The organism is Paenibacillus sp. 01T443 (assembly GCF_056398325.1).
This window is the reverse complement of sequence record NZ_JBFTPE010000008.1, coordinates 695,863-720,739: the sequence shown is the minus strand read 5'-3', so window position 1 is coordinate 720,739 and position 24,877 is coordinate 695,863. Positions and strand designations below refer to the sequence as shown.

The window sequence follows — 24,877 nt, the reverse complement described above, 5'->3', positions numbered from 1 at the left end:
TTAAAAAAGAATGAACCTTGGAATACTCCTATTCCGAGGTTCATTCTTTTTTGTCCGTGCTATCGCTCCAAGGTATCGGAGTTTAGCTGATCGGCACTCATCGAAGCTCTGGACTCGTTTCGCATGCGCACTTTGAATTCCCGGGGTGAGCACTGATTATGCCGCTTGAACAGTTTATAGAACTGGGCCATGTTTGAGATCCCCACCTCGTAGCCCACATCCATAATACTCAGCTCACTCGTCAGCAACAAAAGTTCCGATCGCTTGATTCGTTTGTAGTTGATGTAATCCAAGAACGAGACGCCCATGGTTTTCTTGAAATATTTGATGAAGTAGTGGTAGCTCAAATTGAGCAAATGACAAGCATCTTCGACGCAGAGCTTATCCTTCAAGTGGGCGTTGATATAATCAAGAACCGGTCGTAACCGATTTAATTCGGTTTCCTCCGTATAGTTCAGTATGTTGCGGCTATCGCATCTTAACAGCAGCAGCATCAGTCTCTTGATCGTAGCGCTGATGGCAATTTCGTAGCCTCTCATCCGTGTTTGCGATTCTTTGAAAATTTCGATAATAAAAGCATACGCTTCCTGTTTGGCCGATTCGTTGATGTCGAAAATATAATTCAGCTTTTCCAGAGGCTCCGTCTGTTCCGAAAAGCAGTAAAGATAAGGCATGGTGCTCTGGTCAAAATGTTTGCCCAGATCGATCTGGAACACCACGTAATGCAGGGCATCCGTAAGCGGCTTATGGGAGCGGTGCGGCTGGGAAGCTCCCAAAACCATAACGTCACCCGGTCCGAGGACAACGTAATTGTGCTTGCTCTGTACGCCTAAATGCCCTTCTATGACTGCAAGAAATTCTACTTCTTTATGATAGTGCCAGGGGTGTTTCTCAAGAGTGCTGCATTGATGCGGTTCTAAGCTGATCTCCCAAATCTTTAGAAAAAGCAGCGGATTCTGATAAATAACCTCTTCGTTGATCGCTTCAGCATGCGTATCGATGGTCGTTTCTATTAAGGTCATAAGCATTGCCTCCTAATTGGAGTATATCACTTTTGGAAATGTAGGTTCATTAAAATCAACACTGCTCCGCGTATTTTTGGATCGAATAGAAAAGGAGGACATTTTTGAATATAAAAGGGGCATGATAAAGCATTTTCTTAGCCGCTTGGCTTTTCTATACTATGAATAGTGAAATCATGAAGGAGAGTGTTCGGATAATGATAAAAGTAACGGTATGGAACGAGAATCGTCATGAGAAAAAAAACCCGCTTGTAGGTGAAATATATCCGGATGGCATTCATGGCGCGATTGCAGGTTTTTTGACGGAAGCAGGCTATGAAGCCGGGACGGCTACGCTCGATGAGCCGGAGCACGGTTTGACAGATGAGGTATTAAACCATACGGATGTGTTGATTTGGTGGGGACATCTCGCGCACGGAGAAGTACAGGATGAAGTTGTCCAAAAAGTACAGCAGCGCGTGCTGGACGGCATGGGCCTCATTGTCCTTCACTCCGGCCATTTCTCCAAAATCTTTAAAGTGCTAATGGGTACAAGCTGTGATTTGAAATGGCGTGAAGCGGATGAGAAAGAGCGCCTTTGGGTTGTCGCGCCAAGCCATCCGATCGCAGCAGGCGTTGGAGAATTTATCGAGCTGGAAAAAGAAGAAATGTACGGCGAACACTTTGATATCCCTGCGCCGGACGAGCTTATTTTTACAAGCTGGTTTGAAGGCGGAGAAGTGTTCCGCAGCGGATGCACCTTTACGCGCGGAAACGGCAAAGTGTTTTATTTCAGACCCGGACATGAAACCTATCCGACCTATCATAACAAAGACATTCAACGCGTCATTGTGAATGCCGTGAAATGGGCTCAGCCTGTAGAGCGCAATCGCCCTGTCTATGGGAATGCGCAGCCGTTAGAAAAAATAGCGGCAAAGTAATTATTCATAATTTAGCAAGAAAAGAACCGGACATCCTAATAGATGGCCGGTTCTTTTCTGTAACGCCGCTTCTCCGCTTATTTTTCTATGATTTCATCCATTTCAGACGAATGTTCGTTGGCGGCACTTTTAATTTCTTGGTCGAGCTTGCTTTCGCCCTGTATCTTCGTTGCGGCTTGAATTTGCTGCTCTATTTGTTCTTCGATTTGTCCACTTGCCTGATGTTGTCTGCTTGTCGTCATTTCAATTCTCCTCCACAATAAATCTTCGCCCAAAGGCTAACTTTTATCATTCGTAACACGCTTCGATCTTATACGTAGAAAGTAACTTTATTCCGTGGCATTCACCCGTGATGGAAAGCATACATTTAATGAAAAGCAGGACGGGCTGCCATACCAAATGAAATAAGGATGATCCCTTGTGAAAAAAAATAGACAAAATCTACTGAACGAATTATTTTTGCGCCGATTGTTCAAAAGGGGCATTTTCATTTTCGCGGGATCGGTCATCCAAGGGTTTGCCATGGGCGTATTTCTATTCCCTCATTCCATACCATCCGGCGGCGGCGCGGGTATTGCGGTGCTGTTAAACTACTGGTTTCAGACCCCGATGAGCATTGGTTTATGGATTACCAATTTTCTATTTCTGATTTCTTCGGTCCATTATCTCGGAAAAGTCAGTGCCGTCGGCACGATAATAACGATTACGATAACTTCCGTTTCGGTAAATGTTTTTGAGGTATATGCCGCTTCTCCTTTTACGAATTTATGGAGCGATCTCCTGGTCGGTTCTGTAATCCTTGGCTCCGGTGTTTCGATTCTTCTAAAACAGGGAGTTTCAAATGGAGGGATCGGGTTTGCTGCATTGGCGATTTCAAAATATAAAAATATCGAAACTGCAAAGGTTTTGTTTGTAATGAATGGGAGCATCATTATTATTACTTCTTATGTGATTGACTGGGCGATCATCGTGCAAGCGGTCCTGTGCCAATGGATATCAACGAGAATCGTAAGTTGGCTGCTTAATGCGTCGTACCCAAAGTCACCTCTATATACAATAGCCTGGCGAAAAAAAAGCTGATTGCTTGACCTTGGTTTTTTGCGTAATTAGCCAACTGTAGGCCGAACTTCCGCAGTGTATAATTTGATGCATAGTTTGATTTTTAATCGTGAATCCTAATTTATGTTAACGGAATAATCAACGTCATCACTGCAAAGAATTGAGGCGATACGCATGGCCGAGAAGAACATCCTTGCCTACTTCAAAAGCCCGGAACAAGCGGAAAAAGCATTAGAGCAAATAAAAACTTTAAAGCTCGCGGACAGCTCTATCGATAGATTTGACGGATATCCTGGAGATGGCCTTAACCACATCGAAAATCCCGTAACGAGCGACTTTCCCAATCTCGGAAGCTTGACGCTTGGCGGCGATTTCTTGCCAAATGCGGGCATCCTTGCTGCCGTAAGCGTCAGCGCAAGCGGAATGAGCTCAGGCGGCGAAGACAACGAAATAACGGGACGCGATATCCTGCTAACCATCGTCATCGAGGAAGAAGACTTCGACAAAGCGATGGCGATCGTACAGAACGAAGGCGCCTTAGTTTAAAATGAAAAAGAGACGTTCCATGCACTGGAATGTCTCTTTTTCATTTGAATGCCCCATCATAACCCCATCTAGAGGAGAGCTAGCAATTATGGAAAAGACGAAATCCAGGAAGTTGAACATTACGTTCAGGAGCGATATGAGACCGAGAGAATCGAAGGAGGTAAAAGAAAAGGAGACGAAGCCTGACAGCGGTTCAAAAGGCCGCATTTGGGAATTTATTGCGTTAGCCACGATCCCGATCGTGCTCGTATTTGGCAATTCGATGCTGGTGCCAGTACTCCCTGTAATGCAAAGAGAGCTTGAAATCAGCAAATTTCAAAGCAGCTTGATTATATCGATTTTTTCCTTAGCCGCAGGAATTTTCATACCGGTCATTGGCTATTTATCGGATCGTTTTGGCCGGAAGGTCATCATTATCCCTGCATTGATCGTATACGGCGGTTGCGGGATCTTGGCTGGGTTTGGCGCCATCTGGGACTCCTATCCGGTCATTATTGCTGCCAGAGCGATGCAAGGTCTTGCTGCCGCTGGTACGGCACCTATTGCGATGGCGCTTGTAGGCGATTTATATAATGGTGGAACGGAAAGCAAAGCGCTGGGCTTGATAGAGGCATCAAATGGGATAGGGAAGGTTCTTAGTCCCATCATCGGATCTTTGCTTGTTTTAATCGTGTGGTATGCATCCTTTTTTGCTTTTCCAGTGTTTTGCGCATTGTCTCTGCTGGCTGTCATTTTTTTGATAAAAGAGCCCAAACATGATCATAAACAAGATTTAAAGACGTACATACACAAAATCGGACGATTATTCGGCGAAAAGGGCCGATGGTTGACCACTTCGTTTTTGGCAGGGTCTCTGGGGCTTTTTATTCTGTTCGGCGTACTTTTTTACTTGTCCAACACGCTTGAAGAAAAACCCTACAACATTAACGGCATCAAAAAAGGTTTAATAATAGCCATACCACTGCTCGGTATGGCTATTACTTCATATACCACAGGGAGCTTAATTAAGAAGAATGGCGTTTTGATTCGCTGGCTCATGAATATCGGGCTGGTTGCCATGACCGTTTCTCTTGGTTCGGCTATATTCTTTTTCAAAAACATTTACGTATTTATTGGTCTGTTAACGGTCAGCAGCATTGGAACCGGGCTTCTCCTGCCCTGCTTAAATACGATGATCACCGGCGCCGTACAGAAAAGCGAACGCGGTATGATCACTTCTTTATACAATAGCCTGCGTTTTTTAGGTGTAGCGGCGGGGCCTCCTTTATTCGGATGGATGATGGATAAGTCGGAACGCATGATATTTATCACGGTCTCTGCATTATCTTTTATTACGCTGGGATTAGTGTTCTTTCTGATTAAACCTCCCGCCCAATTATTGGAAGAAAAGGACGTGTAACGATACGCCGTTGTCAATAGGCACGAGCCGGGGGATAAGCGCATAGGATACCTCATCAATCAATGACAAAGAATTGAGGAGATCTCATTTGAAAGGTAAAGGTTCCTTGTATGCCGTTTGGCCAAAAGAGCTGTCTGACCCGAGCGGGCTTCGCGACATGTCCGAAATGGAAGCCGGTAATCACGAAACGTGTCAGGTAGCTGACCGCGGTCTAACGATGGTCATTGATAAAGGCCTCGGTAGAAATGCATTTATTGATTTAATAGAAACAGCCTCGAATTATATGGACTGCGTGAAATTCGGCTTTGGCACGGCCCCTCTATATAATACGGAGTTGTTAATTTACAAGATTAATTTGGCAAAACAACACGGAATTACGGTTATGCCGGGCGGTACGCTTCTAGAGACGGCCGTGCAGCAGGATGTTGTGTCGGCATTCTTCCATGCCGTGTGCAATCTTGGTTTTAACGCAATTGAAGTATCCGACGGTACGATTGAGCTAACGCGCCGAAAACGTACCGAATTGATACACGAAGGCAAAAAACACGGACTTAAGGTTTTTACGGAGTACGGTAAAAAACTGTCGGGGTCGCTTATTGATGCGAAGCATCTTGCACAAACGTTTGAGCTTGATCTGGAAGCAGGTGCCGAGCTCGTAACGGTTGAAGCCCGCGAGTCGGGTGTAGGTGTCGGACTATTCGATGAGAATGGCGAGTGCCGAATGGATATTCTAGATGCCATATTACGGTTTGTTCCGGATACGAAGCGGCTATTGTGGGAGGCACCGCTCAAGCATCAACAGGTGCTGCTATTACACAAGTTTGGTCCAGATGTGCATTTAGGAAATATTCCGGCAAGCGATATACTTTCTCTGGAGACGATGAGGCGCGGGCTTCGTCAGGATACATTCGAATTTGGAGTAAGGGAACAGCAAGCTAAGGAATTTTTTTATATGATTTAAAGCAGTGAACGAGCTTTGAATAAGGAAACTCCGATCAGAAGGGGTTTCCTTGAAACGGATTTAGGTCAGAAACAAGCTGCATACGGTTCATCCTCATCCGTTCAAAAGATTAAATGGAGGCTGCTTAGTACATAAACCTATCCACGCATTCAAGCACCCATGGGCACAAGGCTTACTGAGGATAAAATACATTTGACAAACCTATGCGAATCAAATAAAGTTAATTATGTAAACGTTTACGTTAAGATTTACGCAGACGATTATAAAATAGAATGACGAGCATAGGTGTGAATATATGAGTGAAAATAAAAATATAAGCATTAAAGACGTAGCGAAGCATGCCAACGTATCTACCGCTACCGTATCGCATGTCATTAACGGCACGCGATTTGTATCGGAGGATACGAAACGGAAAGTTCATCAAGCGATGAATGATTTGAACTTTCGGATTAATTCCGTCGCACGATCCTTAAGAAGCCGTAAATCCCATGTCATTGCCTTTCTGGCGCCTATCCTGGCCTCGGAAACGTCGAATTATTTCTTTATGTCGGTTGCCGCGGGCATTCAAAGCGTGCTGAAGCAAAATAACTACCATCTCGTGCTGAGCGATTCGCATGAGGAGGAAAATTTTGAAACGGAAGAGATTCGGATGATTAGCTCCCAGATGATCGATGGACTGATCATGGCGCCTTCGAGCAGAGAGCTTGATTATGAGCCCTTATTCGGCGATTATCCCGTCGTTTATTTGGATAGGGTGCCAGATAACAGCGATAGAGACTCCGTTGTGGTTGATAACAAGACCGTATCCAAGGAAGCCGTGCAAATGCTGATCGACAAGGGCCATAAACGGATTGCCTATTTATCAGGACCGTACACGCTTACGACGACGGAAGAGCGGCATTTGGGCTATATCGAGGCATTGTCAGAAGCCGGCATTCCGGTAGAGCAGGCTTTGATTCAGATGGGTGAGGTTTCGCTAAGCAGCGGTTATAAGCTTGCGGATTCCTTGCTAAAGCAGGATCCTACAGCTATTTTCGTATCGGATAACGTTATGGCTATGGGGGTTATGGCTTATCTGCAAGAAAAGAAGATAAGCATACCGGAACAAATCGCAGTTGTTGCATATGATGAATTTCAATGGACACAAATTACCTCGCCGCCGCTTACCGTCATTGAGCAGCCTGCCTTCGAGCTTGGCGTAAAAGCGGCGGAGGTTATGCTGGAGAGGATAGAACATGCGACGGCCCCCAAACAGGAGCATCGCTTAACGGCAAAGCTGATAGTCAGGCAATCGAGCTGACTATTCTTTTTTGCCTGTTACGTAAACGTTTGCGTAAACGATTTAAAATATAAGGAGGTGATGCATTCTTATCATAACAGGTTTTTGCGAAACCGTTTCTCATAACATGGCACCCAGAAAGGCATGGAAAGCTTTGAATCAGGAGCCTGATCTACGATAAAATGTCAACGCTTACATAACGGGCTTCTTATTTAAAGTGATGGTCGCAGCTGTAGTACCGATACGATTCTAGGAGGCGTAAGGATGAGGATTGGGAAAGGCATTACGAAGCTTGTTATTTGCACGCTGGCTATATCATTATTCGTACCCGCAATATTCGCACCGCCAAAAGCTGAGGCGGCTGCAACGAAAATTGCCGAATGGAAGCTGGACGAGGGGAGCGGCAAGCTGACGAAGGAAGAAGTCAGCGGAACGAATGACCCGATTAATTATGTATTCAACAATGCGGTTTACAAGCCCTCGAGTGATCCGGTTTGGCGCGAAGACGGCATTTCGGGCAAAACGCTGCTTTTCGACGGGTATTCAAACTGGATTACGCACAGCGCTATTTCCACTCCTGCAAACGCGATGACGGTTGAAGCTTGGGTAGCCCCGCGCGCTTATGAATGGGGTGACGGAGGCATACTGTCCGCAGTGGTAAACCAGCAGGATAAATCGGCCAATCAAGGTTTTATTTTAGGTGTATTCCGGCACGGCACATGGTCATTCCAGTTCGGGTCCGGGGGCGCCTGGCATGAAGTATGGTCCTATGAGGCGCTGCCCAAAAATGAGTGGTCGCATATCGCGGCAACGGTCGACGGCACCGCCGGCACGATGAAACTGTACTTGAACGGGAAACAGGTAGCTTCGAGCGCGATACCAGCAAACACAACGATTTCCCATTCCTCGAACAATCTGCTGATCGGGAAAAATAACCAAAGTACGCCGCTTGCCGTTTTCCCGCTCAATATGTTTAACGGACTTATCGACGAGGTGAAACTTTACAATGGCGCCTTTACGGCTGCCGAGGCGCAAACCGCATATGACAGCCGATTATCGGCGCTTGGAGGCAATCTTCCGACGCCGAATTTAAGCTTTGACCGGAGCGTATATGACGGGGATAAGCATCGGCCGACCTACCATGCCATTGCGCCGGGCCATTGGATGAACGAGCCCCATGCGCCGGTCTATTATAACGGACAATACCATTTGTTCTATCAAAATAACGCGCAAGGGCCTTATTGGCACAATATGCAATGGGGGCATTGGGTCAGTGATGATATGGTGCATTGGCGTGATCTCCCGCCGGCTATCTCCCCTGAGCTGTTCCAGGTCGATCCTGACGGAGATTGGACGGGAAGCGCCGTAATCGATGATTTCGGCAATCCTACTTTATTTTTTACGGCTGGCAACGATTCCAAGCCCTATATGAGCAGTAACCAAAACGTGGGTGTGGCGAGAAGCACCGTCCAGACCGATGGGGACAACGACTTGAAGCGGTGGGTTAAAGAATCCAAGCTGGCAATTTCGCAGCAGTCAGGCCAAGGCATCTCTGGAGAATTCCGCGACCCCTATGTATTCAAGGACGGCTCGACTTGGTTTTTGCTGAACGGTACGGGTATTGCAGGACAAGGCGGAACCGCAGCGGTCTATTCGACGACGGATCCGAATTTAATGAACTGGACTTATCGCGGCCCTTTGTACCAGGCTAATATGACGAATTATCCTTTTTTGGGGCCTGTATGGGAGCTTCCAATTATTTTACCGCTAGGCGGCGGTAAGCATTTGTTTGCCATTAGTCCCGTAGGGTCAGGCGCGGATGTGGAGGTTTATTACTGGATTGGCACCTGGAACAGCACGACCGCGAAATTTACGCCTGACAGCCCGGCTCCCCAGCTTATGGACTTTGGCGATTTTCATTTTACGGGACCGAGCGCCTTTACGGATCCGGTAACGGGACGGAATATTATGTTCACGGTTGCCCAGGGCCAAAGAACGTCTCAGGAGGATTCCGATTTTGGCTGGGCGCATAACGCGGGTTTGCCGGTGGAACTGCAATTGCGCCCGGACGGCAAATTAGGAATAAATCCGATTTCTGAATTACAAAGCTTACGCGGACAGCAGCTCTTAAACATTACGACGGATACAAGCTTTGCGGCCGCAAATACAGCTCTCTCATCGATAACCGGGGATACGCTTGAAATTGAGCTGGAAATTGCCCGAGGTTCGGCGGACAGCGTAGGTCTCAAGGTGCGGAAATCTCCAAACAGCGAAGAAGAAACCTTGCTTTATTACAAGAACAGCAATGACGAATACGGCGTCGATCGGACGAAAACGGTTGCCGGCAGCAACAAGGGCGTGCAGAAGGGCACTGTCGATATCGGGACTGAAAACGTCAAGCTTCGCGTTTTCCTGGATAAATCGATGGTGGAGTCTTATTTAAACGGTTTGAAGTCGATCACGACTCGGACGTATTCGACGCGCAGTGATGCGCAGGGGCTTCAGCTTTGGGGAAATGCGAATACAAGCTCCATCACGGTCAAAAGCCTGAAGGTTTGGCGGATGAAATCGGCCTATGAGCCGGTTCCCGTAACGGGTGTAAGCCTTGCTCCGTCTTCGCTGGAGGTATTGGTCGGCGGCAAAAAGACGCTGCAAGCGGTAGTTGCACCGGCCAATGCGACGAATAAGAACATCATTTGGACGTCCAGCCAGCCTTCCGTTGCGACGGTCGTAAACGGCATCGTAACAGGCAAAATGGCCGGAACGGCGGTCATTACGGCAAAAACAAGAGATGGCTCAAAGCTTGCCACGCGAAGCGTTACGATCGTAAACGCCCCAACGTCGGTCAATTTGTTTAACGGCGGCTTCGAAGAAGGAGATTTGAGCGGCTGGATCGTGGAGAGCGGGACAGCATTCTCTAACAGCGCGATAACGAACCAAACGACTTTTTGGGGGACTCAGCCTTTTAACCAAACGGGTAGCTATCATCTATGGGGACATTTGAGCGGGGGGGACGCGTCGACAGGGGTTATGAAGTCGGAAGTCTTTACGCTGGGCGGCAATGGCCAGGTGAGCTTTCAGGCAGGAGGAGGCTCGGATATCGATAAGCTTTATGTCGCTGTTTACCGGGCATCGGATAATAAGGAGCTGTACCGAACGAGCGGGCCGGGCAGCTACTGGGATTGGCAAAGCAGCAAGGGCACGACGGAAGCCTATACGCGAAGGAGCTGGGATGCAACGGCGTATATCGGCACAGCTATGTACATTAAAATCGTGGATGAGCGGACAGATAACTGGGGGCATCTCAATGTCGATGATTTTATCGTTCCGGTTAAGCCGGCAGGGAATGCCGCAGGCATTCTGGAGAATCACGATTTCGAGAGCGGCKATTTAACGGGCTGGACCGTTGTCAGCGGCAATGCCTTCAGCGCCGCGGACGTAACAAACGACACTGGCTGGGGTTGGGGCGGACCGTTCAATCAAAATAAAAGCTATCATCTTTGGGGGCATAAGGACGGTGGGGATGCGCAGACGGGCGTGTTGAAATCGGATAACTTCGTTTTAGGCGGTTCAGGGGCCATCGACTTCTTAGTTGGCGGCGGCAATGATATCAGCAATCTATATGTTGCTTTGGTGAGAGCCTCCGACGGAGCGGAGTTGATGAAAGCGACCGGGAGCAATAATGAAGCCTACACGCGCATCAATTGGAACGCAGCGGCTCATGTCGGCTCGGAATGCTATATCAAAATCGTGGATCAGTCTGCGGGAGGGTTTGGCCATCTTAACGTGGATGATGTCAATGTGCCTACGCTGGTGGAAACAAGCGAGCTGGCGAACCATGATTTTGAAAGCGGCGATCTAACGGGCTGGACGGTCGCAAGCGGGGATGCCTTCAGTGCCGCGGATGTCACTTCCGATACGGGCTGGGGCTGGGGCGGGCCTTTTAATCAGAATGGCATTTATCACCTTTGGGGCTTTAAAGCTGGAAGCGACGCTCAGGTTGGCGTATTGAGATCGGCGGATTTTGAACTGGGCGGCACGGGAGCCATTGATTTTCTGATCGGGGGAGGCAATGACATTAGTAATCTGTACATTGCTTTGGTCAGAGCTTCCGATGGAGCGGTGCTTATGAAAGCGACGGGCGCCAGCAATGAAGCTTACGCCCGAATGAGCTGGAACGCCGAGGATTACGTAGGCACAACCTGTTATATCAAATTGGTGGATCAGGCGACCGGAGGCTTCGGCCATCTCAACGCGGACGATATTCATGTTCCGGTTGCGGTGAACGGATAGCGCAAGGCGTAAACTGGAGAGAGGTGGCCGTTCGTCCTAGGGACGGCCGTCCCCTACTCTATTAAAGAAATTAGAAGATGGAAAAGAAGCAGCACTTTTACGTAAACGTTTACGCGAACGAATAATATTTCTGGGGGTAAGCACGCGCATGCGAAAAAAAGCATTGAATCTGGTGATGGCTTTTATTCTTATCTTTTCATTGTGTTATCAGGCAGCGCCTCAGCCATCGGTATCGGCGGCGGAATCGAATCCGTTGACCGCCGAGCAGCTCAGGCCTTTAATCCATTATACACCCGAGCAGAATTGGCTGAACGACCCGAACGGGCTCGTGTATTATGACGGGGAATACCATATGTTTTATCAATATAAGCCCTCGGGCAATACATGGGGGGAGATGTTTTGGGGGCATGCGGTCAGCAAGGACTTGATCAATTGGGAAGAGCTGCCGGTCGCTTTATACCCGGATGAGCTGGGCCATATGTTCTCAGGCAGCGTCGTAGTGGACTGGAATAACACGTCAGGCTTCGGAGCTAACGGCAAGCCTCCGATGGTGGCGATGTTTACTCAGGAATATTCGAACAAACAAGTGCAAAGTCTCGCATYCAGCAATGATAACGGGAGGAATTGGACGAAATATGAAGGGAATCCCGTCATTCCGCAGCCGTCCGAGCTTACGGTATTTCGTGATCCTAAGGTCATTTGGCATGAGCAAACACAAAAATGGGCAATGGTCATAACTGCGGGGGACCATGTCCGTATCTATTCCTCGCCAGATTTAAAGACATGGAAACATGAGAACGATTTCGGATCATCCGAAGGCTCCCATAACGGTTTTTGGGAAACGCCAGATATGTTCCCGCTGGCTGTAGACGGGAATCCGGATGAGATGAAGTGGGTTCTTTCCGTTAGTCTTTCGGAAGGAGCGCCTGCCTTCGGTTCCGGCATGCAGTATTTTGTCGGTGATTTTGACGGTACGGCATTTACGAATTTGAATCCCTCGGAGCAGGTGCTTTGGACAGATTACGGCGGTGACTTTTATGCGGGGATGACTTTCAGCGACGTGGAGGGCCGCCGCATTTGGCTGGGCTGGATGAATAATTGGCATTATGCGCAGTCCATTCCATCCGCCGGCTGGCGGGGAGCCATGACGGTGCCAAGAGAGCTGACGCTTACGAGCGATGCCGGCGCAGGCATTCGAATGAAGCAAATGCCGGTTGAAGAGCTGCAGGAGCTCCGTCTTCCACCGCTGGAGATTGAGCCACTTGACGTCATCGACGGAAGCATCAAGCTACCCGAAGGCGCAGGGGATGCGTATGAGATCATCGCGGAGTTTGCGGTAGACAAAGAGGCCGACACCCGATTCGGTTTCAATGTTCATGCGGGAGAGAGCCAGAAAACATCCGCCGGCTACGATTCGCAGCGCGGCAAGCTGTTCGTGGATCGGACGCAATCGGGCATTACAAGCTTTAATAAGGAATTCGGACAAGCCGTGCATGAAGCGGATTATACGGCAGGTGAAAAGGTAAAGCTTCATCTACTTGTCGATAAAACCTCGGTGGAGTTGTTTGCGGATGACGGTGCCGTTGTCTTTACGGACTTGCTATTCCCAGAGACGGGTGAGAATGAAATCGAGATCTTTGCGGAAAACGGGACCGTGCAGCTTCAATCGCTTGCGGTTTATCCGCTAAAGGCAGCAAACATCGGCAAAACCAAAGAAAAGCCGATGTCAGCAAACGAAATTCCGAACCCCGATTTCGAGAACGGAAATTTAAACGGCTGGACAGCCGAGGGCGATGCTTTTTCGAATGCGAATGTGGTCACGGATACGGACTGGGGCTGGGGCTGCTGCTTTAATAAGCAGGGCACCTATCATGTATGGGGCGCCAAGACGGGTGACGCTTTAACCGGCACATTAAGCTCAGCGCCGTTTGAGCTGGGCGGCTCCGGCGACATTAGCTTTCTGATTGGCGGCGGCAACGATATTAATCAGCTGTACGTGGCGTTAGTCAGGGAGGAAGACGATCAAGAGCTGATGAAGGTTACGAACACGGAATGGAAGGATGACGGAACGCTTAGGCGCGTTCATATGAATGCAGAGGAATTTGTGGGACAGCAGGTATATATGAAGGTTGTCGACAGCCACACCGGCGGCTGGGGACACATTAACGTCGATGACTTTCAGGTGCTGAACGCCCCGGAAACCATTGAAAACCCCGACTTTGAAACCGGAAACCTAACGGGCTGGACGACAGTCGGCACGGCGTTTGCAGCGCCGGTATCCGATGTGCCCGTCTTCTGGGGAAGCACGCCGTTCAATCATCATGGCGTTTACCATGCTTGGGGCTTTGCGGGTGCCGAAAACCCTGACTTTTCGGACCGCAGGACCGGGGAAATGAGATCGACAACCTTCCGCTTGGGAGGCACCGGGAAAGTAAGCTTCCGCGTCGGCGGCGGCGAGGATTTGGATAAGCTTTATGTGGCGCTCGTTAATGACGCGGATGATGAAATTTTGTTTAAAGCGACAGGCGGTTCATCCACATTAGGCGAGGGCTATCGCCAGGTTGAATGGGATGCCTCGGATTACTTGGGCCAAAAGCTGTATCTCAAGGTCGTAGACTATCATACCGGCGGCTTCGGGCATATCAACGCAGACGATTTCTCCGTATACAACACCCAGCCGATCATCCCGCGGGAGCTGGAGAATCCGGGTTTTGAGTCTGGTGACTTGACGGGCTGGACGGCAGACGGAGACGCGTTCTCCGGTGTGATCACTAATCAAGCAGCCTTTGGCGAAGACGCGGCGGCATTCGGGCATGAAGGAGAATTCCATGCTTGGGGCTTGTCGGGAGGAGCAGAAGGAACAAATGCGAATGAACGGACGGGGTCGTTGACCTCCCATTCCTTTATCCTGTCCGGGACGGGTAACATTGAATTTTTGATCGGGGGCGGCGAGGATTCGGAGCTTCTGTACGCGGCACTCGTTAGAGCTTCTGACCATGCCGTTCTTATGAAAGCGACAGGCACGAATTCGGAGCAGTATACGAGTGTCGCGTGGGATGCTTTGCCTTATTTAGGCGAAGAGCTCTACGTGAAAGTCGTTGATGAAAGCAAGGAAGGGCATATCAATATCGACGATATCAAGGTTAGAGGAAAGGGCCTTCTTGGAAGCTGGAGCTTTGACGAAGGTCAGGGAATGACCGCAAAAGATGCGGTGCGCGGTACGGATGACAGCGTTCATTATGTATTTAATAACGCGAGCTACAAGCCGTCCACTGAACCGCTTTGGAGAGACGGAGTTGCCGGAAAAGGCTTGCTGTTTGACGGCTATTCCACCTGGCTCGAGCGGCCAGCCGACCAAATCGCGAAGCCTGACGATGAGATCACGATCGAAGCGTGGGTAGCACCCAGATCCTATGAATGGGGCGATATGGGCCAGCTGTCCGCTATCGTCAATCAGCATGACAAAGCCCGCAAGACCGGTTATATCCTTGGAATGGGGCGCCATGGCAAGTGGTCCTTTCAAGCAGGCATCAACGGCGAATGGTCGGAGGTATGGGCGGCAGCGGATAAGCCGCTTAACAAGTTTGAATGGTCATATATAACGGCGACATACAGCAAAAGCGAAGGCAAGCTGAAGCTGTATTTGAATGGAGAGCTTGCAGGCGAGCAGGCCGTTTCCAGGAAAACGCCTATTGCGCCGTCAGATAGCAGATTTCTAATCGGCAAAAACAACACGGGAGCCGTTATTAACGGCGTATTCACGGTAAACATGTTTAACGGCTTGGTGGATGAAGTGAAGGTTGGAAACACCGCGCTCGCACCGGAAGAAATTGCTCTCCGCTATGCTGCTGCGGCGGATCAATTCGGAAATGCCGGGGCGCCTGAGCCTGAGCTTGATTTTGACCGCAGCGTTTATGACGGAGACCGTTACCGGCCGCAGTACCATTTTATATCGCCGGGGCATTGGATGAACGAGCCGCATGGCCCGTTGTTTTTTGAAGGAAAATACCATCTCTTTTATCAGCATAACCCGCAGGGTCCTTACTGGCATCAAATCCATTGGGGGCATGCGGTAAGCGAGGATATGGTTCATTGGAAGGATATGCCGGTTGCTCTTGCGCCGGATGGAGGTTCTGTCACGCCGGACGGCGTATGGTCGGGCAATGCAGTGGTGGATGACAACGGAAATCCCGCTTTGTTCTTCACGGCAGGAGACGATCAAGCGGTTCCTAATCAGAACACGGGACTTGCCCGCAGTACCTTTGCGGAGGACGGAGACGCCAATCTTGAAAAATGGATCATGGAGGACCAGGTTGTCACCAAGCAGGAAAATAATCTTCCGGCACAAGAGGGGGAAGTTTGGTTTGGCCAGTTCCGGGATCCCTACGTTTGGAAGGACGGGGACATGTGGTACCAGCTTGTCGGCTCCGGCATTAAGGATGTCGGAGGAACGGCGCTGCTTTATTCTTCTCCCGATATGGTGAACTGGACGTATGAGAATCCATTCTTCGTCGGGGATTATAAGAACAGGCCGGATACGGGACAGGTGTGGGAGCTGCCCGTGCTGCTGCCGGTAGGCAAAGACGGGAACGGCACGCAAAAATATGCATTCTTCATTAATCCGTGGTTCGACCATTACAGCGAGCACAACGTGAAAAACGTATTCCACTGGATCGGTACCTGGGATAAGGAAGCGAACCGTTTTATTCCCGATCAGGAACAACCGAGTTTGTTTGATTTCGGCGAGCATTTTACCGGTCCGAGCGGCATGGTAGACGGACAAGGACGCTCGATCCTGTTCAGCATTGCGCAGGACCGGCGCACGGAGCAGCAGCATTATGATGCCGGCTGGGCTCATAATGCCGGCTTGCCGGTCGTGCTGTCGCTTCTGGAAGACGGAACCCTTGGCGTGGAGCCGATTGAAGAGCTTAACTCGCTTCGCGGCGAGCGGCTGGTTGAAATAGCTGATTCCGGGGTTGAAGAGGCTAACGCACAGCTTAAACAGGTAAAGGGCGATATGCTCGAAGTCGTTCTCGAAGCGGATTTATCGGACGCGAAAGAGTTTGGCATCAAACTGCGCGCGTCTGCCGACGGACGTGAGGAGACACTCCTTTCTTATAACAAAGAAAACGGCTGGCTTGAACTGGATCGCAACAAATCCAGCTTGGATCCGGATATTGCCAAAGGAATCCACGGCGGTGAAATGGCTTTGGATGAAGGGCGGCTGTCGCTTCATATTTACTTGGACCGTTCCATGATCGAAGCTTACGCGAACGGGAAAAACAGCATCACCACGCGTGTGTATCCGAGTCTTTCTGATGCGCTCGGGCTAGAGCTTTGGAGCAAAGACGGCGAAGCGCGTATCGTAAAGCTGCAGGTATGGGAAATGGAATCCGCCTATGGTGAAACGGTTGAATCCTATTGGCCGGCGGCAGAGCCGGCTGCGGAAAACGTGAGCGGGCTGGCAAATCATGATTTTGAAAACGGCGATATGTCCGGGTGGATCATCGAGGAGGGCAATGCTTTTACGGATGTGCATGTGACGAGCCGGAACGACTGGGGCTGGGGAGGACCTTTCAACCAAGCCTTTGACCGCAAAGATACAGGCCGCCATCATTTATGGGGCTTCCATCCTGACTATGGCGATGATGCCTTAGGCAAAATCAAAACGGAGACATTCACGCTTGGCGGGAATGGCGCCATTGATTTCTTGATTGGCGGAGGCAGGGATATCGACAAGCTGTATGTTGCGCTTGTAAGAGCCTCAAATCATGAAGTGCTTATGAAAGCAACGGGACATGACGGCGAGCAGTATCGAAGAGTTAAGTGGGACGCTGCAGACTATAAAGGCGAAAAACTTTATATTCAAATCGTTGACCAAAGGACCGGCGGCTGGGGGCATCTCAACGTGGATGACGTGAATGTTCCGGCAGCTGCTGCCGATCCGGATCCGTCAACTGGAGGAGAAAATCCTTCAACCGGCGGAGATACGGATGCGTTTAACCAAGCAGCAGGGAAAATTACGATAGAGGCGGCAAGCATTCGGATAGAAACGGATGCAGAGGGGAGAAGCGCAGCCAAGGTCGAGCTTTCGGAGGCACAGCTTGCGGGCGGGCTAAAAACCGCCGCCACCTCGGTAAACAGGCAGCTTATTATTGAAGTGCCTGCGAATTCAGAGAATATGCTGGCAGCAGCCTTGCCTATGAAGCCGTTAATGGAAACGCTCAAAGCGCAGCCGGGCACCGTTGTTACAGTCGTATATGGCAGGCTGACTTACGATGTGCCGCTGAAGCTTCTGCTCCAAACAGCAGCGAATGAACAGACCGGAATGCTTTATATTTTAATGGGAAAAACGACGAAAGACGAAGCTGACAAATTGAAAGCATCAGCTGAGCAAACAGGCATCACGCTTCTCTCGGCACCAGTCGAATTCAGGCTAATGCTGGAGTCGGAAGGGGCATTTACGGAGCTTTCGGACTTTGGTTCCCAGTACGTAACCCGCTCAATAACGATAGACGGCGCATGGAATGCGGTGGATGCAACGGCGCTTAGGTTTGATCCCGTATCAGGAGAGTTTGCCTTTGTTCCTGCGGTATTCAGGGCAGTAGAAGGGAAAACGTCGGCCGTGCTGAAACGAAACGGCAACAGCATATACGTTATTGCGTCTGCAGCGAAATCGTTCGGTGATATTGCCGGGCACTGGGCGGAACAGGTTATCGAGCTGCTATCCGCCAAGCAAATTTTAAAAGGCAAGTCAGAGGCTAGCTTCGCGCCGCAGGATACCGTCACGAGGGCAGAATTTGCCGCGCTGCTTACCCGCTCGCTTGGTCTTGCGGACGATGGGAAAGCAGCAGCTTCGTTTGCGGACATCAAGGAAGGAGATTGGTTTGCAGGCGAAGTCGCTGCAGCAGCCCGGTTCGGACTTATCCAAGGGTACGGGGATGGATCATTCAAGCCTCGCGAAAACGTCAACCGCGAAGAAATAGCCGTTATGCTGGCTAGAGCAATCGCGTTCGCAGGAACAATAAACGGCGAGACCGAGGGCAGCAAGGCGCTTGGAAGCTTCGCGGATAGTCAGAAGGTTAGCCCTTGGGCAGTCCAGGCCGTATCGGATCTTCTGGACAAGAAACTGCTGCAAGGGAGGAGCAATGGCTTGCTCGATCCTAAGGGAGCGGCCACCAGGGCGGAAATCGCCAGCCTGCTGCATCGCCTATTAAAGGCCGTTCAATTTATAGACTAGCAAGCCGCGTCGATTACGTTTACATTAATAGAGTCCATTATGCCTGCGAAGGGGCGGCTTGCCGTTTCTTCGCAGGCAACGGACGAATAAAGGAGGCTGAACATGAATTCAAAAATTTTACCGATGCAGTATCCTCTCGTCACATCATGGCAATGGCAGGCGAATGCGTTCGCGGTATTAGACAATTATCCGGAAACGGAGCCGTGGATCATGAGCCATTTCATCCAGCTCCAGCTTACCTCGAACTTTGGCAGCTCCTATGTGGATTTCTACCGTACGCCGACTTTCGAGTTTTGCCCATGGCTGTTTCACCAGCACTTGAAGCGGGAAACCGTAAGCTATTTTAATGCTGACATTTGTTCTTTTTTCGTAGACAGCATTAATATGAACAACTATATTTACGGCGTATTCGATCAGGCTTATTTTTTGCAGGGGCATGACCGTTTGCCTCATGACTTGTTCATCTACGGCTACGACCTGGAGCGTCAACTGTTTCATGTCGCCGATTTTACGTTCACGGGTAAATATTCGTTCGCAGAGGTTGCTTTCAATCAGATGGAGAAGGCATACCATGCCATACAAGGCGGAGATGATTGGCTGTATCTCGGAAAGGGCGGATTGTCTTTAATTAGCTATAATGACTCGCTAGGCTACGAATTTCGGTTAGCGAATGTGATTGAACAGCTGGAGGGCTTTTTGTCGGGGACAAACAGCTTTGAGAAGATGCGGGAAATGACTTACCGTACCCGGCCCTGCGTTTTTGGACTGGAGGTATATGACAAGCTGATCGAGGATTTAGTCAAAATCAATCGCAAGGAGATGGAGGCAGATTACAGGCCGTTCCATGTGATCTGCGATCATAAGGCGCTCATGCTGCGCCGACTATTATTTTTGGAGCGGAACGGCTATTTGGAGAGCGGAACAGGCTTGTATGAACGCTATCGGGATGTAGAAAATGATGCGCTGCTTTGCAGAAACCTGTTGATCAAATATACGTTAACGAATGATTCGTCAATTATCGACAAAATGATTACGAATGTAAGAAAAATTATAAAGAATGAAACTGAGATAATTGAAATCTTATTATCTAAGCTGGTGTTACGCTAGTTCACGAACGGATGAATAGAAGGAGAGTGAAGCATGAGTAAGCTAACCATCATGAAGGAAATTATCGAGTTGATCGGGCAAAAGGCGAAAGGGTTGCCGGAATCGGCTGAAATCCATGTCGATACACCGCTGCGCGAAGTGTGGCTAATGCTGGAATCGGTTCAGATCGTTGAATTTATCGTACAGCTGGAGACGCATTATGGCATTTCCTTGCCGGATGAGCTTCTGGGCCACATCGACCATAACGGATTAACGGTGGCGAAGCTGGCCGAAACGATTGAAAAGGCAGCATTCGCGCCTCTTACGTCAAGTCCTCGCCCAGAGGAACGGAATCTTTAGCATTAGCGGCATACACCTTGAACCGGTAGTCCCTGCTTTTAGACCGTGCAGCCTTATGATCCGCATACGCAGCGTTTGCGTGTCCTGCCATTTGTTTGAGCATGCGGTATTTCGACCGCCAAAGCAGGCGCAATTGGGAGCGGTACTTCGTAAAGGCGTATATTTTGGCTTTTAGATTGCAGCGCCGCAGTGTTATCCATTTGGCATACAGCCCTTCGGCAAGTTCGCTTTCCCAGCTCAAGTCCTTGTGAAAGGACAGATAAGGCAGATCTTCGTAGTAAAAGAAAGGTATTTGTGAGCTATCGGCAGTCCTAAGCCGAAATTGCTCGGCGGACGCCCGTACCAGGCAGTGGTCGACATGCCTGCCGATTCCAAGCGGCACATATACGCCGTCATAGTTATCGATTTGAATCTGCTTTAAAAATACAGTTACAATCTCTTCCATCACCTCGGCTTCATTCCTCCAGTCTGTCTCGAAGAGATCCTGCAGCTTACCGTAAATCGGGCTGCCGTCTTGCTTTTTCCGATAAATGCATTCCAGAACGCCAAGATGAAGGACGCTGGCGCCAAGTGCTTCCGCAGCATGAATATCCTCCTGCTTACGAATATCCATCGTTTCCGTTCCGAGTCCGAATTTTTTGTGCAGGATTCTGGCCATCATCGATAATTCCGTACCCATTCCCGTGAAGACAGTCGCAATAGTAACAAGGTTATGATTTTGAATAAGCTCATGGATATAGTCGCCGCAGGAAATCACAGCATCATCTAAATGTGCAGAAATAAATAAAAAATGTTTGTTCATAAGAGTACTCCTTTAATTTTTTAATGCTAATTATATACTAAAATAACTTTATATGTGAATTAAATTATAATTAGAAAGGATTTGTTTATATGTTCAATGATATTAAAGAAATTATTGTAAGAATTAAAGAGGATAATACGCTGGGCAGCACGCTTACTCCCGCCAGCGATTTGATTAATGAGGTCGGGCTGGATTCCCTGCAGATGATCAATTTCATTCTCGAGGTCGAGGACCGGTTTAACGTTGAAATCGTATACGAGGATTTGGATTACAGCTGCCTGCTTTCCATTGATAGCTTTATGTCTTTCCTGCAGGGCATGGAGAAAAAGGTTGGCTAACAGGTTGGTTGCCGGTACCTTCGACGCGGAATCGTATTGGAGAGACGAGTCTTTGGCGCGTTTGCCCGCCCTTCGGGATAGGGAAAGCGAGCGAATCGTCCTCGCGATGGATGAGCTCTTGTTTCCGTTATGCGGCAGCGGAGATGCACTATTGACCCGATTTGCCATGGAAGAGTCCCACAAAACTTATTTAAGCAAAATCGGCTTCTCTTTCACGCATTTCAACTTGAATGGGAAGGATGCCGAACCGAATCTATTTAAAACGCTGGCGGACAGTGAAGATCGGGATGAGAAATACGCGGCTTACCGGTATTTGTCGCCTTTCTCGATCGTGCCTTATACCCATGCGGCTGCAGCCAAATACGGATATAAGACCGAGCTGCCTTCTTTGGAGGCAGTGAAAAGCGTCAATTCAAAAATCTATTCAACGCAATTATCGGAGAAGCTGCTTGGCGAGACCCGGGGTAAGCCTGTTTATTCAGCCGAAGAACTGTCGGTTTTTGGGCTGGAGCTGCTAGAAAAGCATGGACCAACGCTTATTAAGGATCCTTATGGCGTTTCGGGAAAAGGCAATATGCTGATTCAATCGAAGACGGCCTTGGAACGAACGGCAGCCTACATCCGCAAGCAGGAAGAGAGTGGCCGAAACACCGCATTTGTCCTGGAGCCTTACCTGGAGGTGGAGAGAGATTTCTCCTGCCAATTCGAAATCATGCAAGGCGGCGCGTTTCGGCTTATCGGACTGCAAAAAATATTGAATAGGCAGTTTGCGTATTTAGGCTCTGAGTCGATGGAGAAAGAAGAGCAGAATACGCTGGAGAAGAACGGGTATTTCAATATTATGGAACAGGCGGCGTGGAGTCTCTTCCAAGAAGGTTACTTCGGGCCCGTATGCATCGATTCCATGTCATTGCGGGACGGGACGCTGGAGCCGATCGTCGAAATTAATGCAAGGCAGTCGATGGGTTTTATTAATCACCATTTGGACCAAGTGCTCGGCAGAAATGGAAAAAAGGGCTTGTTAACCTTCCGTTCGGTAGGCTTTCGCGAGCGGGTTGATTACGAAGGATGGCTGAACGAGCTGAAGCGGCAGGATATTTTATATCCAAATCAGAAGGGCAACGGAATTGTGCCGTTGTCTTCGGCCGCCATGCTCGCTAATGCGCCAGCGCCGGATTATGAAGCAGCGCCGGAGAGCGGAAGCTATTACAAAGGCAGGCTTTATATGAGTATCGTCTCCGATGACGACTTGGAGAGAGAACGTTATTTGGATCGTTTAAGGCTTATTTTCGAGAGGAGAGGGGGGAAATGGCATAGCTAATTTAGCTTATCGGACGGTGACCCTCCTCGGGGCAGGCAACTCACTTGGCGTGTATGTGCCGGTCATGCAGCTAAGCCGCCAGTTGACCAGCAGAGGCATTCCCTCCGAAGTCAACGTGCTCGAGGATCTGTATCTGGACCGGATTAAACTGAAGGTGCCATCTTACAAAAAAGCTTTCCATGACAGCTTCGCCGTAGCCAGAAAGGGAGCAGAGTTAGCCCGTGATATTTCCGATTGTCTCGATTCCGTGAAAGTTGATTTGCTGCTCTCGAAATGGAAACAAGAGGGGAGAACCCATTTCATCGCGGCGACCGGTTTTTGGCTGCCGGTTATCGAACTGTATCGGCAAAGGTCGAAAGAGCTGCGGCTCCACATTGAATTTCTGCACTTGGATGCTGCCGAGACGCCTTCCTATTCGGTATACCGGGAGTGGGATGAATCCTTCAAGCACACTTGGTTTTACGGCCGGGAAGACGAGCCAATGACAAGAAGGATCGCAATGATGGACGACACGCCCGCGGTGCTCCATCAACGGGAGGAGCGGTATATCGTTCATGGGGGCGGTTGGGGAATCGGCACTTATCAGTCGGCCGCGCAGGAGCTGCTGCAGGCGGGTAAACGGCTGAATGTCCTTGCATATTACGACGAAGACATGAAGCCCCATGAGCTCATTCAATATTACCGAAACGATCCCGCATGGAGCCCATGGGTAATGGATGAATTAGGCCGCATGCAATTTCCGCCGCTTGCGAGGATTGAGACAGGGAAAGCAACGCAATACGTCAATCACGAGCATTATCCGCCGTTGTTTGACGTGATTCGCCGTTCAGCCGCGATCATAAGCAAGCCGGGAGGCTACTCCTTGATGGAATCCATGGCTGCCGCGACGCCTTTCGTTTTTTTGGAGCCGTTTGCGAAGCATGAGGCGAGCAACGCAAGCTACTGGATAAAGCAGGGCTTTGGGATAAGGTACGAGGACTGGAAAGCGGAATATTATGCGATGGATACGCTCGTTCGTTTGCATGAGAATCTCTTGCGGGCAAGAAACCAATTGATCGATTATGGAGGGGAATACGATGCAGCCCAAAACGACCAAAACCTTTGATGAGCGGGTTTTTAATGACCTGAAACGAACGATTATGAACATGTCCCGTGCCAGCCGTCTGCGTGAAGGCAACAGCCGCTATGCGATGGAGATCCCCGAGGATATCGGAATAAAGCTGAACAACGGCTGCAACCTTCGCTGCAAGCATTGCTACGAATGGAACGAGGACGGTTTTCACTGGGCGATGGCTAAGGAAGACCAAAAGAAAGAGATTGATATCCCGCTCATCGAAAAACTGCTCGAGTTTACCCGGGAGAAAAAGTCCAAGCTTTACTTATGGGGCGGAGAGCCACTCTATTACAGCAAATTTCCGCAGCTGGCGGAGCTGCTGGAGAAGGACCAGCGGACGGTTACGATATGCACGAACGCTATTTTGCTCGAGCAGCAGCTTGATTCGCTGCTTAAGATCGGAGAAGGCCTCGTTGTCCTTGTCAGTCTGGAGGGCTTTGAAGAGGAAAATGATGCGATCCGGGGCAAAGGTACCTATAGAAAGGTTGTTCAAGCGGTCGAGAAACTGCTGGAGCTGCAGAAACAAGGCATTTTTAAGGGGAAAGTGTCCATAAGTCTGACCATGAACGATGCAATGATTCCGAAGCTGTTCGCCTTTATGAAGCATTTCGAGGAGATGGGGGTCGATTCGGTCTACTTTGTTTATCCATGGTACATCTCCCCTGAATCTGCGGCAGATATGGATGAATTATACGTGAGGGAGTTCAGCTGGCTTCAACCGGTCGAGCCGCAGCATTGCAGCTGGCACTCCTTCACCTATCATATTTCACCGGAGAACATCGAGTCGCTGAAGGATGAGGTACGGCGCATTTCGGAGCATATCTGGAGCAGCCGAATCCGGTTTATGCCTGCCCTAGAGCAGGATGAAATCAGTGATTTTGTCCGGGGCATCCAGAGGACGGGCATGAAGAAGAAGGAATGTCTGGCTATATCTACGAGGATGGACGTGCTGCCGAGCGGAAATGTCACGCCATGCAAGTTCTTTCCGGAGCTCGCCGTTGGAAACATCACCGAAGCGCCGGTGAAAGAGATCTGGCACGGGGAAAACTACGGCAAGCACAGAGAGCTGTTATCCTGCGGTTTAATGCCGGTCTGTTCGCGCTGCGGGCTGCTGTATCATTACGGTCGGTAATTCTA

General features: G+C 49.5%; 17 protein-coding genes. 14 read left to right on the top strand and 3 right to left on the bottom strand.

The window, feature by feature from the left end:
- Positions 1 to 59: 59 nt before the first annotated feature.
- Entirely contained in the window at positions 60 to 1,022 is a 963-nt protein-coding gene (locus tag AC1DLI_RS17095; protein WP_477604562.1) for a helix-turn-helix domain-containing protein, read from the bottom strand.
- Positions 1,023 to 1,219: 197 nt separating this feature from the next.
- Here AC1DLI_RS17095 and AC1DLI_RS17090 point away from each other — a divergent pair, with 197 nt between their 5' ends.
- On the top strand, positions 1,220 to 1,942 hold the full coding sequence (locus tag AC1DLI_RS17090) for a ThuA domain-containing protein (RefSeq protein ID WP_477604560.1): 723 nt from the start codon (positions 1,220 to 1,222) through the stop codon (positions 1,940 to 1,942).
- Between the two features lie 77 nt (positions 1,943 to 2,019).
- Here AC1DLI_RS17090 and AC1DLI_RS17085 read toward each other — a convergent pair whose 3' ends face one another.
- Entirely contained in the window at positions 2,020 to 2,184 is a 165-nt protein-coding gene (locus tag AC1DLI_RS17085; RefSeq protein WP_308998336.1) for a hypothetical protein, read from the bottom strand.
- 178 nt (positions 2,185 to 2,362) lie between these two features.
- On the opposite strand from AC1DLI_RS17085, the gene AC1DLI_RS17080 reads away from it, so the two are divergent.
- From AC1DLI_RS17080 to AC1DLI_RS17040, 9 genes are all read left to right on the top strand, one after another.
- Positions 2,363 to 3,022 (top strand): YitT family protein, encoded by a 660-nt coding sequence (locus AC1DLI_RS17080; protein ID WP_477604558.1) that lies wholly within the window; start codon positions 2,363 to 2,365, stop codon positions 3,020 to 3,022.
- Positions 3,023 to 3,175: 153 nt separating this feature from the next.
- Positions 3,176 to 3,547 (top strand): hypothetical protein, encoded by a 372-nt coding sequence (locus AC1DLI_RS17075; protein WP_477604556.1) that lies wholly within the window; start codon positions 3,176 to 3,178, stop codon positions 3,545 to 3,547.
- A gap of 88 nt (positions 3,548 to 3,635) precedes the next feature.
- Positions 3,636 to 4,946 (top strand): MFS transporter, encoded by a 1,311-nt coding sequence (locus tag AC1DLI_RS17070; protein ID WP_477604554.1) that lies wholly within the window; start codon positions 3,636 to 3,638, stop codon positions 4,944 to 4,946.
- A 157-nt stretch (positions 4,947 to 5,103) separates the two neighbouring features.
- Positions 5,104 to 5,907 (top strand): phosphosulfolactate synthase, encoded by an 804-nt coding sequence (gene comA / locus AC1DLI_RS17065; RefSeq protein WP_477605050.1) that lies wholly within the window; start codon positions 5,104 to 5,106, stop codon positions 5,905 to 5,907.
- A gap of 295 nt (positions 5,908 to 6,202) precedes the next feature.
- On the top strand, positions 6,203 to 7,207 hold the full coding sequence (locus AC1DLI_RS17060; protein ID WP_477604552.1) for a LacI family DNA-binding transcriptional regulator: 1,005 nt from the start codon (positions 6,203 to 6,205) through the stop codon (positions 7,205 to 7,207).
- Positions 7,208 to 7,450: 243 nt separating this feature from the next.
- Complete coding sequence (locus tag AC1DLI_RS17055) at positions 7,451 to 11,479, top strand: GH32 C-terminal domain-containing protein (RefSeq protein ID WP_477604550.1); 4,029 nt, start codon at positions 7,451 to 7,453, stop codon at positions 11,477 to 11,479.
- A gap of 148 nt (positions 11,480 to 11,627) precedes the next feature.
- Positions 11,628 to 18,719: a GH32 C-terminal domain-containing protein gene (locus tag AC1DLI_RS17050; protein ID WP_477604548.1), complete on the top strand. Its 7,092-nt coding sequence runs from the start codon at positions 11,628 to 11,630 to the stop codon at positions 18,717 to 18,719.
- A gap of 102 nt (positions 18,720 to 18,821) precedes the next feature.
- A complete protein-coding gene (locus tag AC1DLI_RS17045; RefSeq protein ID WP_477604546.1) occupies positions 18,822 to 19,826 on the top strand; it encodes a hypothetical protein in 1,005 nt (334 codons plus the stop codon).
- A 33-nt stretch (positions 19,827 to 19,859) separates the two neighbouring features.
- Positions 19,860 to 20,165 (top strand): acyl carrier protein, encoded by a 306-nt coding sequence (locus tag AC1DLI_RS17040; protein ID WP_477604544.1) that lies wholly within the window; start codon positions 19,860 to 19,862, stop codon positions 20,163 to 20,165.
- Here the strand turns inward: AC1DLI_RS17040 and AC1DLI_RS17035 are convergent.
- The gene (locus tag AC1DLI_RS17035; protein WP_477604542.1) at positions 20,128 to 20,967 is read right to left on the bottom strand and encodes a PIG-L deacetylase family protein; all 840 of its coding nucleotides are present in this window, start codon (positions 20,965 to 20,967) and stop codon (positions 20,128 to 20,130) included. The genes AC1DLI_RS17040 and AC1DLI_RS17035 overlap by 38 nt on opposite strands.
- Positions 20,968 to 21,056: 89 nt before the next feature.
- Here AC1DLI_RS17035 and AC1DLI_RS17030 point away from each other — a divergent pair, with 89 nt between their 5' ends.
- The 4 genes from AC1DLI_RS17030 to AC1DLI_RS17015 are packed head-to-tail and all read left to right on the top strand — an operon-like array spanning position 21,057 to position 24,872.
- Positions 21,057 to 21,305, top strand: a complete 249-nt coding sequence (locus AC1DLI_RS17030; RefSeq protein ID WP_364141768.1) for an acyl carrier protein — start codon at positions 21,057 to 21,059, stop codon at positions 21,303 to 21,305.
- A complete protein-coding gene (locus AC1DLI_RS17025; RefSeq protein WP_477604539.1) occupies positions 21,298 to 22,626 on the top strand; it encodes an ATP-grasp domain-containing protein in 1,329 nt (442 codons plus the stop codon). The genes AC1DLI_RS17030 and AC1DLI_RS17025 overlap by 8 nt, the downstream gene beginning before the upstream one ends.
- A 16-nt stretch (positions 22,627 to 22,642) precedes the next feature.
- Entirely contained in the window at positions 22,643 to 23,731 is a 1,089-nt protein-coding gene (locus tag AC1DLI_RS17020) for a hypothetical protein (protein WP_477604537.1), read from the top strand.
- A complete protein-coding gene (locus AC1DLI_RS17015) occupies positions 23,703 to 24,872 on the top strand; it encodes a radical SAM protein (protein ID WP_477604535.1) in 1,170 nt (389 codons plus the stop codon). The genes AC1DLI_RS17020 and AC1DLI_RS17015 overlap by 29 nt, the downstream gene beginning before the upstream one ends.
- Positions 24,873 to 24,877: the final 5 nt, after the last annotated feature.